This window comes from Nocardia sp. NPDC058658 (genome assembly GCF_042716665.1).
Taxonomy (GTDB): domain Bacteria; phylum Actinomycetota; class Actinomycetes; order Mycobacteriales; family Mycobacteriaceae; genus Nocardia.
This window is the reverse complement of record NZ_JBHXRR010000002.1, coordinates 222,762-236,024: the sequence shown is the minus strand read 5'-3', so window position 1 is coordinate 236,024 and position 13,263 is coordinate 222,762. Positions and strand designations below refer to the sequence as shown.

The following is a 13,263-nucleotide window of genomic DNA, read 5'->3' as shown; positions in this document are numbered from 1 at the left end:
CGATCCGTTCGACCATGGGATGCGCCCCGTCGACGCTTTGTGACGGTGACCTACACCACAGCGAAAGGCCCCGTACTCCGCAGAAGTACGAGGCCTCTGTACGCGGCGCGGCTTACGCAGGTGGGGCGGTGAAGTGAGCGATACCCGCCTCGATCAGGGGTTGACCCCCCACCGCTAGGAATCCGATTCCAGCGCCGATCGCAGGGAACAGGAATACCGGGATGATCAGAATCCCGAGCATCAGACCGGGGATGAGTCCAATTCCCGCGCCGATCAGGGCGCCCATAGTCGCACGCTGTACCTCGGCATTCCAGCGCTCTTCCGTGACACTGACAGCACCCGCCGCGACCGGTAGACCCACCGGGCGAAGCGTCATCGCAGTGCCACCGTTGGAGATTTCAGGTTGTAATGCCACCGTGCGGTCTCCGGTGCGCAATTCAAGTAACACAGAGCCGACGATTTCTCCACCGGGACGGCGGACTTCGACGAGGTCACCGGCTGATGACAAGGAAAATACTCCCGCATCGAGAGTGGTGGTGAGGCCGGAACCGTCGGCAGTCGGCTGTGCGCTGTATCCGATGCCGGACGCTGTGCCCTGGACGGGCGACAGCGCGGTCGCCTTCGAACTCGGTGGCATCTGCGTGGTTGGCGCGGCGATTGCTGTGCCGGTTGCTATGCCGAAAGCGGCGATGGTCGGGACGGCAACACCCAGGAATCTGCGTGAAAAACGGGCGGGCCTCTGTCGTCCTGAGTCAGTCACTGCAGACCTCCGGTGCCAGCGCCGATAAGCCCGCCAGCGGCAAGCCCGACCGCACCCCAAGCGACACAATTGAGTGGCGCCAGTGGCGCTCCGATGATGGTTGCCGTCGCGAAAGCGGCGGGGACAACACAGCCGATCGTGGCACCCCGAACGGCTCCGCCCACTGCACCTGCGGCGATTTTGTCCGCTCTACTCGGCGCAACGCCGACTGACCTGGCGAACTGTGAAATCTGCGCTTCCGGGCCTGCGCCCGCCGCATTGAACTGATCGACCATTCCCTGGTCGAGGAACTCCGGTGCCGGCGTAATGAGATCCCCCGCCCGCAGCACCCGTGGGTCCACAACGATCGGGGCGACCGGCCGCTCGGGTTCGGGTGCATGCAATTCTTCGAGCTGCAGCGGCGCAACGTACTCCCGCTCAGGGATCTGGCGAGTGGGGAGATAATCCGTCTCGGGTGCGACACCGAGCTTATCCGCTTCAGGCGATACATATTCCATCGGCGGCGGTGCGGTTGCCGCAGGCTGAGCGGGCGTGGTCACACCCGGTTGCGTCGGCGGCACGATCACGCCTGGTTGTTGCGGCGCGATGAATTCGGCCGGAGCCGCATGCACACTTCCCGCGTAGCTGACCGCTACAGCCAGTGGTAGACCTACGACTGATGCGCGTAGTGCGCTGCGTCTTACTTTTCTGTGTCGACCCGCCATGCGATGCGACCCCACCCTTCGAATAAATATTCACACCGGCAAACTTTCGGTCGATCACTGTCGGCCGAACGCCCCCGGGTCGAATTAAACGACGTCCACAGTAGATCGATAATCACGGAATGATTACAAGATGTAATAGAATGTTGTGATGTAGATCACCTTCGGGTGAGGCCCGGTAGGCATGAGCAGTCCGTGATAGCGCGGCAGCTCTAACCTCGGCCGTCATGAGTTCGCAATGATTGCTGAATAGTTTCTGGTGTTCGATAATTGCCCATGCGCCATAGCGAAAAGGCCCCACGCTCCGAAGAGTGCGGGGCCTCCGTAGGCGACCTCAGGTCAGGGCTGGCCGGTGAGGTAGGCGATCACGGCTTCGCGGAATGCCTCGCCGCCCATCACGTAGCCGCCGATGAACATGCCTGCGGGGATGGTGATGAACCACAGGATCGGGAAGAACAGGCCGATGAGGCCACCGATCACGATGCCGGGCATGTTCTTCTGGGTCTGGTACATGAAGCGGTCGTAGGCGCTGATGTCCTTCAGCTCCGCGACATCGCTGAGCTTCGCGGAATCCTGCGGCGTCATCGACGCGGCCAGCTTGACGGTGCGACCGTCCTGGCTGATCTCGGGGGCGATCGCGATCGGCAGGCCCGCGACCTCCTGGCGCAGCGACACCTGGTCCACCGTGGCGCCGTCGGTGCCCTTGAGCAGCACGGTGGCACCGTCGGCGGTGATCTCGAACTTGCCCGCGTCGACGGCCCAGGTGATGGCCTTGTCCGCCGGGGAAATCGTCACGCCCGGACCCGTGGTGGGCTCGATGGCGACTGCGGGCGCACCGTGGGCGGTGGCCGATGTGATCCCGACCGCCGCGACCGCCATGAACACCGCGGTACTGATCTTTCCGAACTTCATTCTTGGTGAATCCCTCCGCATTCGCTGCCCCGATCGGGGCACAAGTACGGTAACGAAAACATAAACGCCGACGGCACTTCAAGACCTATCGTCAAGAAACCGCAATGTTTCAATCGTTGGCGTGCAGGGCGGCATTGAGTTCGACGCCGGTTCCCTTGCGCGCCACTACTTCCACGGCGCCGGTGGTGGAATTGCGGCGGAACAGCAGGCTGTCCTGGCCGGACAGGGTCGACGCCTTGACGATCGAACCGTCGGGGCCGGTGACCTTGGTGCCCGCGGTGACATAGAGGCCTGCCTCGATCACGCAGTCGTTGCCGAGCGAGATGCCGAGCCCGGAGTTGGCGCCGAGCAGCGAACGCTCGCCGACGGAGATCACCTGGGTGCCGCCGCCGGACAGCGTGCCCATGATCGAGGCGCCGCCGCCGACATCGGAGCCGTCGCCGACCACGACGCCCGCCGAGATGCGGCCTTCGACCATCGAGTTGCCGAGGGTGCCCGCGTTGAAGTTGACGAAGCCCTCGTGCATGACGGTGGTGCCCGCGGCCAGGTGCGCGCCGAGGCGGACGCGGTCGGCGTCGCCGATGCGCACACCGGCGGGGACCACGTAGTCGACCAGGCGGGGGAACTTGTCGACGCTGAGCACCGTCACCGGGCCGCGGGCGCGCAGCTTCAGCCGGGTCTGCTCGAAACCGTCGACCGCGCACGGGCCGTGGTTGGTCCACACGACATTGCTGAGCAGGCCGAACTGGCCGTCCAGGCTGAGGCCGTGCGGCTGCACGAGACGGTGCGAGAGCAGGTGCAGGCGCAGGTAGACGTCGTGCGCGTCGGCCGGGGCGGCCGACAGGTCCGCGATCGTGGTGCGCACCGCGATCACCTCGACCCCACGCGCGGAGTCGACCCCGAGCAGCTCGGCGAACTCGCCCGCCTCGGCGGCGTCGAGGCGCTTGGAGCCGGTTTCGGTGAACTCGCCCAGCTCGGGACTGGGGTACCAGGTGTCGAGGACGGTTCCGTCCGAGGTCACATTGGCGATGCCGACTGCAGTTGCTCCCTGAATACTCACCCCTCCATCTTGCCGCGCGAGCGTCGGCGGGTGCTGCGCGGGTGCGGACTGGCGTAATCACGCACTTCGACCGTTCTGAGTCAGTTTTCTGATCGGTGGCGGCCGAATTGCGTGATTACGCCGGTCCGACTCCGCCACCTCGGACTCGTCCACGTCCACCCCGGTCCGTACTACTCTCGAGATGTGACCCTCGATTTGCGTGCCGACCCCATCCAGTTGACCGCCGCCCTCGTCGACGTGCCGAGCGTTTCGCGCGACGAGGCCAAGATCGCGGATCTGGTCGAGCAGGCATTACGGGAGCAGACCACCGGCTTCGAAGTGCTGCGTCACGGGAACGTGGTGCTGGCGCGGACTCAGCGCGGCCTGCCCACACGGGTGATTCTCGCGGGGCATCTGGATACCGTGCCGATCGCCGACAATGTGCCGAGCCGACCGGACGAAGTCGACGGTGAAGCGCTGCTGTTCGGTTGCGGCACAGTCGATATGAAGTCCGGCGACGCGGTGTTCCTGCACCTGGCCGCGACGATCGCCGATCCGGCCCACGATCTGACGCTGATCTTCTACGACGGCGAGGAGATCGCCGCCGAGTTCAACGGTCTCGGACATATCGAGCGCGAATTGCCGGAATGGCTCGAAGGCGATCTGGCGATTCTCGGTGAGCCCTCGGCGGGTTGGATCGAGGCGGGCTGCCAGGGCACCTTGCGGGTGCGCTTGACCACCTCCGGTGTGCGGGCGCATTCGGCCCGAGCATGGCTGGGGGAGAACGCGATTCACGACCTGGCGGAAGTGTTGGCGCGGCTGTCGGTCTATGAGGCGCGGCAGGTCGATATCGACGGTTGTGTGTATCGCGAGGGACTGTCGGCCGTGCGGGTGTCAGGCGGGGTCGCGGGCAATGTGGTGCCCGATGTGGCCGAGGTGGATGTGAACTTCCGTTTCGCCCCCGACCGCAGCGTCGAGCAGGCCATCGCGCACGTTCGCGAGGTCTTCGACGGACTCGATGTCGCGTTCGAAGTCACCGACTTCTCACCCGGCGCCCTGCCCGGGCTGACCGCTCCCGCGGCCCGCACTCTCATCGACTCGGTCAATGCCCACGGCGGCGGCGGGGTGCGCGCCAAATACGGCTGGACCGACGTGTCCCGCTTCGCAGCCCGCGGCATCCCCGCCGTCAACTTCGGCCCCGGCGACCCCAACCTCGCCCACAAGCGCGACGAACACGTCCCGCTGAGCCAGATCACCGCCGTCACCGCGATGCTGCGCACCTACCTGTCGAAGCCGTAGGCGGCTACCAGCCGCCGGTGAACAGGGCGGCCAGGCCGGGGACCGGGTCGGACGCGTTGGTGGTGTTCGCGACGGCGACCACGATCAGCGCGAGCGCCGACACTGCCGAGAGGGCGACGAACGCGGCGAACACTCGGCGGGAGCGGCCGTCAGCGGACCGGCGGCGGGTGCGCCACAGCAGTGCGCATGCCCCGAGCGGGGAAGCGGCTGTGACGGCGGCGAGTACGGCCATCGCGAGGTGGTACCGGGCGAAGTCGTCGAGCATCACCTCCAGTGGCGGTGTCCGGGTGCCGTCGGCCAACCGCAGGCTCACCTCGGCGCGGACCTCGCCGGTCACCATCGGCAGCAGCGAGGCGAACGGGGCCACCGTGCCCTGCACGTTGGCGAGCACGAGCACCAGCGAGCACAGCGCGAGCACGGTGGCCACACCGCCGGACACCGCGAGTGCCACCCGGGTGCCGAGCCCGTCCGCCGCCATGAACCTCCGCCAGAGCAGCACCGCGAGCGTGCCGAGCACGGCCAGCAGGAGCGCGGCGAGCACTGCTTTCGCGAGGTGATAGCGGAACCAGTAGTCGACGATATTCCCCAGTTCAGCGGAGAATTCCCGGGTTCCGGAGTGCCAATAGTCGACGAAGGCCGCGCCGAACGCGTGCCGAAGATCGTCCTCGCCTCCGAAATCGGCGCCTGCCCGGTTCGCCAACAGGCGCGGCGCGAGAACGAACGCGGCGATCAGCGCACCGGCCACCCCGACGAGCGCCCCGAGAACACGACCGGGAACTGCACTGAACATCGTCAAATCCTTAGGTTCGATCGAGTGCGCCGCCGACCGATCCACCAAGTGCGCGCCCGCTCCTGGAATCCAACACAGTAGGTTGGGAGCATGTCTACCGATTCCGCTGATGAACAGGTTGGGAAGGTCAAACCGAAGTTCCGTGGGCCGGTGATGTTCCGGCGCGAGCGCAAGCCCGGCGTGCGGACCGCCGACCGGAACCTGCTCGACACGCGGCAGGACAGCGAGTGGGTGCACACCGATCCGTGGCGGGTGCTGCGGATCCAGGCCGAGTTCGTCGAGGGGTTCGGCGCGCTCGCGGAGATTCCGCCCGCGGTGACGGTGTTCGGTTCGGCGCGCACGGGCCCCGATCATCCCGAGTACGCGGCGGGCCGGGCGATCGGCGCCGCGCTCAGCGAGGCCGGTTTCGCGGTGATCACCGGCGGTGGACCGGGCGCGATGGAAGCGGCCAACCGGGGGTGTTCGGACGCGGGCGGTTACTCGATCGGGCTCGGGATCGAGCTGCCGTTCGAGCAGGGGCTCAACGAGTGGGTCGACCTGGGGATCAACTTCCGGTACTTCTTCGTCCGCAAGACGATGTTCGTGAAGTACTCGCAAGCCTTCGTCTGCCTGCCCGGCGGTTTCGGCACCCTCGACGAACTGTTCGAGGCGCTCACCCTGGTGCAGACCCGCAAGATCACCCGGTTCCCGATCATCCTGTTCGGCACCGAATACTGGTCGGGCCTTGTCGACTGGATGCGCAGTTCACTGGCGGGATCGGGCAAGATCTCGCCAGAGGACATCGACCTGATCCAGCTCACCGACAGTGTCGACGAGGTCGTGCGGATCATCCAGGGCGCCACCGGCGACCACGCCAATATCGAGCGTCTCGGCACCGAGGATCAATGGTGAGCTACTCCGTCTGTGTCTACTGCTCGGCCAGCACCACCGATCCAGATCTGATCAGCCTCGCCGCGCGCGTCGGCACCGAAATCGCCCGGCGCGGTTGGCAATTGGTGTCCGGTGGTGGGCACGTGTCGATGATGGGCGCGGTCGCCACCGCGGCAAGGGCCGGTGGCGCGCACACCATCGGGGTGATCCCGAAACACCTGGTGCACAAGGAAGTCGCCGATGTCGACGCCGACGAACTGCTCGTCACCGACACCATGCGCCAGCGCAAACAGCTGATGGAGGAGCGCGCCGACGCCTTCCTCACCCTGCCCGGCGGCATCGGCACCCTCGAGGAACTGTTCGAGACCTGGACCGGTGGTTACCTCGGCGAACACGCCAAACCTGTTGTGCTGCTGAACGCCGACGGATTCTACGACGGCCTGTTCCACTGGATCGATGAATTGGCCGAGCGCACAATTGTTCCGCGGCAGGCACGCGAGCGCTTGATCGTGGCCACCGACCTGCCCGCCGCGTTCGCAGCATTGGAACCGGCCGCGCCCGCACAGTAGGAGAGATCGACGTGAGCAATGACGCACGCGACACGGTAAGCGTGTTCGACCTGGCCAAAGCCCTGCCCGGCATGGCGCTCGACGCCCCCGGCATGCTGCGCAACGCGCGCGGAATGCTGGTGGGGCCCAAGGACAAAGCCTCCATCGGACTGTATTTCCAGCGGGTCGCGCACCGCAGACCCGACCGGGTGTTCCTGCGTTTCGAGGGCCGTTCCTACACCTACCGCGCCGCCAACAGCGAGGTGAACCGGTACGCCGCAGTGCTTTCCGCGCGTGGGGTGAAGGGCGGTGACGTGGTCGGTGTGCTGATGACCAACCGCCCGGAAACGCTGTTCACAGTGCTGGCGGTGCTCAAGCTCGGCGCTACGGTCGGCCTGCTCAACTACAACCAGCGAGATCAGGTGCTGGCACACAGCATCGGGCTGCTGGGCAGCGTGCTCAATGTCGTCGGCGAGGAGTGCACGGAGGCGCTGGAATCACTGCCGGAGCCCGCGGAGAATGTGCTCACCGCCGAGGGCCTGGCCGAATCAGCCCGCACCGCAGCCGATTCCGATCCCGCCACGTGTGAGCGGGTTCGGGCGGGGGAGCGCGCGTTCCTGATCTTCACCTCCGGCACCACCGGCATGCCGAAGGCCAGCGTGATGACCCACCAGCGCTGGACCAAGAGCATGGCCGGGCTCGGCGGAATGGGCGTGCGGTTGCGCGCCGACGACGCCCTCTACTGCTGCCTGCCGCTCTATCACAACAACGCGCTCACGGTCGCGCTGTCGGCGGTGCTCGCGGGCGAATCGACCTACGTGCTCAGTCGCAAGTTCTCCGCCTCGGGATTCTGGGACGAGATCGCGCGCGAGCGGGCCACCGCGTTCATCTACATCGGTGAGCTGTGCCGGTACCTGATCAACCAGCCAGTGCGGTCCGGGGAGAAGGGCAACCGGGTCCGGCTGGCCGTCGGCAACGGGCTGCGGCCCGAACTGTGGGACGAGTTCCGGCGCCGGTTCGGGATCGGCCGGGTCGTCGAGTTCTACGGGTCGAGTGAGGCGCCGCTGGCGTTCGTCAACGCGTTCGGCGTCGACCGGACCGCCGGGCTGTGCCCGCTGCCGTACGCGGTCGTCGAGTACGACGACGAGACCGGCCAGGCGCGGCGCGGTCGCGACGGCAAACTGCGCAAGGTGCGGTCCGGCGGAGTGGGGCTGCTGTTGGCGAAGGTGAACAACCGTCAGCCGTTCGACGGCTACACCGACAAGAAGGCCTCGGAGTCGAAGCTCGTGCGCGACGGCTTCAAGAAGGGCGACTGCTGGTTCGACACCGGCGACCTCGTCCGCGATCAGCACTTCTGGCACATCGCGTTCGTCGACCGGCTCGGCGACACTTTCCGCTGGAAGGGTGAGAACGTGGCGACCACGGAGGTGGAGGGTGCGCTCGGGCACGATGCGAGCGTCGACCAGGCCGTTGTCTACGGTGTCGACATTCCCGGCACCGACGGCAAAGCGGGCATGGCGGCGATCACCCTGGCCGACGGCGCCACTTTCGACGGAAAGGCACTGGCGGCGACCGCCTACCAGCGACTGCCGCTGTACGCGGTGCCGCTGTACGTGCGCGTGGTCGCCGAATTGGAGCAGACCTCGACGTTCAAGAGCCGCAAGGTGGAATTGCGCAAGCAGGGATACGCGCCGGATGCGGACGGTGAGCTGTACGTGCTGTCCGGCCCGACCGAGGGCTACGTCCCCGCTTACTCCGAATACGCGGCTGACGTTGCCACTGGTAGAGCCCCGAGGTAGCACCCGTAATGTCTGATTTCGTATGAACATGGGTAACTCGTCGGGCACGCCCGAAACTCGACCGAATGACGAACCGCCTGCCCGGAGCATGAGCAGTCGCGGTGGAGAGTTGTCGGCCGAAGACTCGGGGAGGCGGAACGAGCGGACCTTCTGTGGGCGTGCGGTGGCGACCGATCGCGCGTTGGTGATGGCGATCGTGAATCGCACACCGGACTCGTTCTACGACCGTGGCGCCACCTTCAGCGACGCGGCCGCGATGGAACGGGTTTCGCGCGCGGTCGACGAAGGCGCTGATCTGGTCGACATCGGCGGGGTGAAGGCGGGGCCCGGTGTCACCGTCGACGCAGACGAGGAAACGCAGCGGGTGGTGCCGTTCGTCGCGGCGATTCGGGCGAAGTATCCGGACCTGTTGATCAGTGTGGATACCTGGCGTGGGGACGTCGCGCGGGCGGCGGTGGCCGCCGGCGCCGACCTGATCAACGACACCTGGGCAGGCGCCGACCCCGACCTCGTGCACGTCGCCGCCGAAACGGGCGCGGGCATCGTCTGCAGCCACACCGGCGGTGCCGTGCCACGCACCCGTCCGCACCGGGTCCGGTACGCCGATGTGGTGGCCGAGGTGACCGAAACGGTCGTCGCCGCAGCCGAAAATGCGGCGGCCGCGGGGGTGCGAGCCGATGGCATCGTGATCGATCCCACCCATGATTTCGGGAAAAACACCTATCACGGGCTCGAGTTGTTGCGCGGAATCGACGGTCTTGTAAAAACCGGATGGCCAGTACTGATGGCACTGAGTAACAAGGATTTTATCGGGGAGACTCTAGGGGTAGGTCTTACCGAAAGGGTCGAGGGCACACTGGCGGCAACCGCATGGTCGGCCGCCAGGGGCGCTCGGATCTTCCGGGTTCACGAAGTCGCCGAAACCCGACGCGTCGTGGACATGATCGCATCCATCCAGGGCATCCGGCCCCCCGCACGAACTCTGCGAGGTCTGGCATGAAAATCCAACACCGCGAGCCCGCCTGGGCCACTACCCACACTTGGGACACCCCTGATTGGACGGTCGGCGAACTCATCGCCGCCAAAGCGGGACGCACCGTATCGGTGGTGCTGCCCGCGCTGAACGAACAGGACACCGTCGCCGACGTCGTGGCCAGTATCCGGCCGCTGCTCGGCACGCTCGTCGACGAACTGATCGTGCTCGACTCCGGGTCCACCGACGCCACCGCGGCCCGCGCACGCGCGGCAGGCGCGGAGGTGATCACCCGCGAGGAAGCCGTTCCCGAACTCGAGCCGGTCCCCGGCAAGGGCGAGGTGCTGTGGCGTTCGCTGGCCTGCACCTCCGGAGACCTGATCGCGTTCGTCGACTCCGACCTGATCGACCCCGATCCCGACTTCGTGCCCAAGCTCCTCGGTCCCCTGCTGATGATGCCGGGCACACACCTGTCCAAGGCCTACTACCGCCGCCCCTTACGCCAGGGCGAGTCGGTCGACGCCAACGGCGGCGGCCGCGTCACCGAACTCGTCGCCCGTCCCATCCTGGCCGCCCTTCGCCCCGAACTGGCCCAGGTCATCCAGCCCCTAGGCGGCGAGTACGCGGGCACTCGCGAACTGCTCACCGCGGTCCCCTTCGCCTCCGGTTACGGCGTCGAGATCGGCCTGCTCCTCGACACCTACGATGCCATGGGGATGGACGCCATCACCCAGGTCAACCTGGGCGTGCGCACCCACCGCAACCGCCCGCTGTCCGACCTCGGCGTCATGAGCCGCCAAATCCTCGGCACCGCCCTACGCCGCAGCGGAGTCCCCGACTCCGGCGCCCCCCTCACCCAATTCCCGTTGATAGAAGGCGAATTCATCCCCCACACCACCACGGTCTCCCTCGAAGACCGCCCCCCGATGAAAACGCTCCGCCCGGAACAAGTCGCGGCCTAGTCGATGTGTCAGTTCCGGTGACGGGCAGTGAGCGCCCTTCGTCGGTGTCGCGGGCGTCGACGTCAGTTCGGGGGGAGCTGCCACAGCGCACTGATGGGCATGGCCCTCAGCTTGGGGCCGAAAGGGAGGGTGTGGTTGCCGGTGTAGAGGACGATGCCGGTGAGGAAGTCGTCGCCGAGTTTCGACTCGAGGGTGCGTAGGCCGCGGAAGTCTTCGGATTTTACGGTTGATGCGGCTTTGACTTCGATACCTACGACACTTCCGCGGCGGTCTTCGAGGACGACGTCGACCTCGACCTTGTTCTGGTCGCGGTAGTGGTACATGTCCACCGGAGTCTCGGTCCAGGTGAGCTGGCGGGCGAGTTCGGAGATGACGAAGCCCTCCAGTAACGGACCGAGTGGGCCGTTGGGGCGCCGCAAGGTATGGGCGTCGGCGGCGAGCATTCGGGCGGCGATACCGGAATCGACGAAGAAGAGTTTAGGGGCGGCGGTCGCGCGGGTGCCGAGGTTGCGGGACCAGCCGGGTATCCGTTTGATGAGGAAGATCTCCTCCAGCAAGCGGAGGTAGCGCTGCGTGGTTCCGGAGGCGAGGTCGAGGTCGCGGGCGAGTGAAGGGCTGCCGACGATCGTGCCCGAGCGTGCGGCCAGCAGGCGAATCATCGTCGCCAGTTGGGGTGCCCGTTCGATTTCGGACAGCTGTCGAACATCGCACTCGACAAGATTCTGGACGTAGTTGTCGAAGAAGCGGGCGCGGCGGCGGGGATCGGTGCGTGCCACTGCTTCTGGAAAGCCGCCGCGCACAAGGCGTTCGGTGTACTCGGTGCGGGTGATGTCGGAGTCGGTACCCGCCGACGGGCCGTGACGGAACAGTGCGTCGATGAATCCGTCCGGGGTTCGGTCTATCTCTCCTTGCGAGAACGGCCAGAGTTCGATCGTCTCCATCCGGCCGGGCAGTGTATCGGGGAGATCGCGCATGCCGAGCAATCGCGAGGATCCGGTGAGTAGATACCGGCCGGGGCGCGGGTCGTCGTCGACGGAGACCTTGATCGGAAGCAGCAGTTCCGGCACTCGCTGAATCTCGTCGATGACCATCAGTCCGCTGTCTTCGACAAAGCCGATCGGATCGACAGTCGCGGCCTGTCGATCATCCGGCCGGTCGAGATCTCGCCATGTCGCGCTCTGCGTGCCCGCGACGGCCCGGACCATCGTACTTTTACCAGCCTGACGTGCGCCGTTGACCAATACGACGCGGGTATCGGAGAGGGCCTCGCGCACAGCTTCAGCCGCATGTCGAGGTTGCAGGACGCTGGAGGACATGTAGTCGAGTCTACCCCCAACTGACCATTTGCGGCACCGCGCATAGGCCATATGCGGCGCATCGTGTTGACCATTTGCGGCCGCTGACACTGGTCATATGCGGCGGGGTGGATTGACCATTTGCGGCAGAGCCTGCTGATGATTCGCGGTGAGTAAATTTGGCGGTCACCGGCGATGGATCGGGCCGGTGAGGGTTGAGAGGGGTTGGGCGGTGGCGTTTCCTCGGTCGGCCAGGATCTGGGCGAGGATGGAGATGGCGGATTCTTCGGGGGTGTGGGCGGCGATGTCGAGGCCGAGAGGGCTTCTGATGCGGGCTGTTTCGCGAGGGGCGAGGCCTGCTTCGTGGAGGCGGTTGGTGCGGTCGGTATGGGCTCGGCGGGAGCCGAGGGCGCCGATGAAGCCGACTTCCGGTAGGCGTAGGGCCGAAGTCAGTAGGGGGACATCGAATTTGGGGTCGTGGGTGAGGACGCAGATGACGGTGCGGGCGTCGATGCGGCCCGCGGCTTGTTCGGCGTCCAGGTAGCGGTGGGGCCAGTCGACCACCACCTCGTCGGCGGCCGGGAAACGGGTTGGGGTGGTGAAGGTTTCGCGGGCGTCTACGACGGTGACGTGGTAGCCGAGGGTCGAGGCGGCGACGGTGAGGGCGCGGGTGTAGTCGTTGGCGCCTGCCAGGATCATGCGGGCGGGGGCGCGGAAGACCTGGACGAAGGTGCGGGGGCGCACGGACTGGGCGGGGGTGCAGTCCTGGGCGCCGATGAGACCGTTGTGACCCGCGGTGAGCAGTGCCGCGGCGTCCTGGTCGAGGCCGCGCCACGGGTGGGAGTCGCCGGGGCGCAGGAGTTTTCGGTCGGGGGTCGACTCGAGGGTGGTGGCGTAGGCGACCGGGTGATGGGCAACGAGTGCGAGCCGCAGGGCACTCAGCACAGGAAGGTCGGTGTGGTCGAGGCGTTCGACGAAGACTTCGATTTCGCCACCGCACGGTAAGCCGACGGTGATCTCGTCGGCGGCGGCGAAACGCTCGAGGGTCGCGTGGCCGTCGCGAAGGACCTGGGAGGCGGTGGCGAGCACCGACGATTCGACGCAGCCGCCGGACAACGAACCGAGCACGCTCCCGTCGCCGGTCACCGCCATGGCGGACCCGGTTTCGCGGGGACCCGCACCCGTCCGGTCGACGATCCGCGCCAGCGCGAGGGCCTGACCGGGAAGCAGTTCGAGCACCTGCCCGAGCAGATCACGCATCACACACCGGCCTCTCCACGATCACGTCGAGGCGTCGTGACCGTGCTGACCAGCA

13 protein-coding genes are annotated in these 13,263 nt (G+C 66.5%); 6 read left to right on the top strand and 7 right to left on the bottom strand.

Translation table 11 applies throughout. The features are described from left to right. Positions 1-112 precede the first annotated feature (112 nt). From ACFWUP_RS06370 to dapD, 4 genes are all read right to left on the bottom strand, one after another. Positions 113-760: a hypothetical protein gene (locus tag ACFWUP_RS06370; RefSeq protein ID WP_379231373.1), complete on the bottom strand. Its 648-nt coding sequence runs from the start codon at positions 758-760 to the stop codon at positions 113-115. Then, positions 757-1,371 carry a hypothetical protein gene (locus tag ACFWUP_RS06365; RefSeq protein ID WP_379231371.1) on the bottom strand — a complete coding sequence of 205 codons (615 nt, stop codon included), beginning with the start codon at positions 1,369-1,371 and terminating at the stop codon, positions 757-759. The genes ACFWUP_RS06370 and ACFWUP_RS06365 overlap by 4 nt, the downstream gene beginning before the upstream one ends. 429 nt (positions 1,372-1,800) lie before the next feature. Further along, the gene (locus tag ACFWUP_RS06360; RefSeq protein ID WP_379231369.1) at positions 1,801-2,373 is read right to left on the bottom strand and encodes a hypothetical protein; all 573 of its coding nucleotides are present in this window, start codon (positions 2,371-2,373) and stop codon (positions 1,801-1,803) included. Positions 2,374-2,482: 109 nt separating this feature from the next. Continuing rightward, positions 2,483-3,433, bottom strand: a complete 951-nt coding sequence (gene dapD / locus ACFWUP_RS06355; RefSeq protein ID WP_379231367.1) for a 2,3,4,5-tetrahydropyridine-2,6-dicarboxylate N-succinyltransferase — start codon at positions 3,431-3,433, stop codon at positions 2,483-2,485. Between the two features lie 183 nt (positions 3,434-3,616). Here dapD and dapE point away from each other — a divergent pair, with 183 nt between their 5' ends. Next, complete coding sequence (gene dapE, locus ACFWUP_RS06350) at positions 3,617-4,711, top strand: succinyl-diaminopimelate desuccinylase (RefSeq protein ID WP_379231365.1); 1,095 nt, start codon at positions 3,617-3,619, stop codon at positions 4,709-4,711. 4 nt (positions 4,712-4,715) lie between these two features. Here dapE and ACFWUP_RS06345 read toward each other — a convergent pair whose 3' ends face one another. Further along, positions 4,716-5,501 carry a hypothetical protein gene (locus ACFWUP_RS06345; RefSeq protein WP_379231363.1) on the bottom strand — a complete coding sequence of 262 codons (786 nt, stop codon included), beginning with the start codon at positions 5,499-5,501 and terminating at the stop codon, positions 4,716-4,718. Between the two features lie 90 nt (positions 5,502-5,591). Here ACFWUP_RS06345 and ACFWUP_RS06340 point away from each other — a divergent pair, with 90 nt between their 5' ends. From ACFWUP_RS06340 to ACFWUP_RS06320, 5 genes are all read left to right on the top strand, one after another. After that, complete coding sequence (locus tag ACFWUP_RS06340) at positions 5,592-6,392, top strand: TIGR00730 family Rossman fold protein (protein WP_379231361.1); 801 nt, start codon at positions 5,592-5,594, stop codon at positions 6,390-6,392. Next, positions 6,389-6,940 (top strand): TIGR00730 family Rossman fold protein, encoded by a 552-nt coding sequence (locus tag ACFWUP_RS06335; protein WP_379231359.1) that lies wholly within the window; start codon positions 6,389-6,391, stop codon positions 6,938-6,940. The genes ACFWUP_RS06340 and ACFWUP_RS06335 overlap by 4 nt, the downstream gene beginning before the upstream one ends. A gap of 11 nt (positions 6,941-6,951) precedes the next feature. After that, positions 6,952-8,718 (top strand): long-chain-acyl-CoA synthetase, encoded by a 1,767-nt coding sequence (locus ACFWUP_RS06330; protein WP_379231357.1) that lies wholly within the window; start codon positions 6,952-6,954, stop codon positions 8,716-8,718. 88 nt (positions 8,719-8,806) lie between these two features. Further along, positions 8,807-9,718: a dihydropteroate synthase gene (gene folP, locus ACFWUP_RS06325; protein ID WP_379231355.1), complete on the top strand. Its 912-nt coding sequence runs from the start codon at positions 8,807-8,809 to the stop codon at positions 9,716-9,718. Next, a complete protein-coding gene (locus ACFWUP_RS06320) occupies positions 9,715-10,653 on the top strand; it encodes a glucosyl-3-phosphoglycerate synthase (protein ID WP_379231354.1) in 939 nt (312 codons plus the stop codon). The genes folP and ACFWUP_RS06320 overlap by 4 nt, the downstream gene beginning before the upstream one ends. Before the next feature lie 62 nt (positions 10,654-10,715). Here the strand turns inward: ACFWUP_RS06320 and ACFWUP_RS06315 are convergent, their stop codons facing one another. Beyond that, positions 10,716-11,969: an ATP-binding protein gene (locus ACFWUP_RS06315; protein ID WP_379231352.1), complete on the bottom strand. Its 1,254-nt coding sequence runs from the start codon at positions 11,967-11,969 to the stop codon at positions 10,716-10,718. 165 nt (positions 11,970-12,134) lie between these two features. After that, the gene (locus tag ACFWUP_RS06310) at positions 12,135-13,208 is read right to left on the bottom strand and encodes an XdhC family protein (RefSeq protein WP_379231350.1); all 1,074 of its coding nucleotides are present in this window, start codon (positions 13,206-13,208) and stop codon (positions 12,135-12,137) included. Positions 13,209-13,263: the final 55 nt, after the last annotated feature.